This window comes from Microbacterium sp. BF1 (genome assembly GCF_019279095.1).
GTDB lineage: Bacteria > Actinomycetota > Actinomycetes > Actinomycetales > Microbacteriaceae > Microbacterium > Microbacterium maritypicum.
The window spans coordinates 1-821 of record NZ_JAGYWT010000742.1 but is presented as its reverse complement, the minus strand read 5'-3'; the positions used below and the strand labels follow the sequence as shown (position 1 = coordinate 821).

General features: G+C 69.7%; 2 protein-coding genes. Both read right to left on the bottom strand.

All coding sequences use genetic code 11. The annotated features are described in order from the left end of the window. The coding region (locus KZA10_RS16475; protein WP_218683433.1) for an FAD-dependent oxidoreductase at positions 1 to 436 on the bottom strand (436 nt) is incomplete at its 3' end. Continuing rightward, on the bottom strand, positions 433 to 821 hold a 389-nt coding region (locus KZA10_RS16470), incomplete at its 5' end, for a TetR/AcrR family transcriptional regulator (protein WP_218683432.1). The genes KZA10_RS16475 and KZA10_RS16470, both read right to left, overlap by 4 nt.

The window sequence follows — 821 nt, the reverse complement described above, 5'->3', positions numbered from 1 at the left end:
GCACGCTGCGGGGCGTGTGCGCGCGCATCCGCAGCAGATCACCCAACGCCATCCCGACCGCGCCCGCCGCGCGCTGGCGGAGTATGACGCCGTGTGAGAACGGCAGGAGCTGCCCGAGCGGGCGGATCAGATGCGGGGCGATCGTCGTCATGAGGAGATGACGCTCGTGTGCGCTCTCTCTCGCGGTCGCGATGTCGCCCGTCGCGAGGTAGCGCAGGCCGCCGTGCACCAGCTTCGAGCTGAACCGGCTGGTTCCGAAAGCGAGGTCATCCGCTTCGATCAGCGTCACGCGGAGGCCGCGAGATGCGGCATCGAGCGCGACTCCCGCACCGGTGATGCCACCTCCCACGACGAGAACGTCGGCGCGCTCATCGGCCGCGAGTGCGAGATCGATCCTCCGTCGCGCGACGTTGAGCGCGGATGATGCCCCGTTCACGGTCGCAGCAGCCCGTCGAGTGCGGCGCGCAGTTCGCGTTCCCACCCGGCTTCGGAGATGAGGTCGGCCACCGTGCCGTGCGAGAGGACCGCGGACTGCGCGATGAGAAGCAGCATGACCGCGATCTCCTGCGGCTCGCCGGGCCTGACCGATCCGTCACCCTGTGCGGAACTGATGGCCCTGGCGAGCCAGCGCAGGATCATGCGTTGGCTCGAGCCCACGCGCTGCAGGGTGTACCGCGTGAAGGCCTCGGGCTCGTCGGCGAGCAGCCGCCCGTAGAGAGGCTCGCTCCGAAACAGCGTCGTGAAGCGCAGCACGTCGTCCACGAGAGCGGTCCTCGTGCGCGCGTCCGCCGAGAAGGTGCTCAGGATGCCGTCCACGCGAC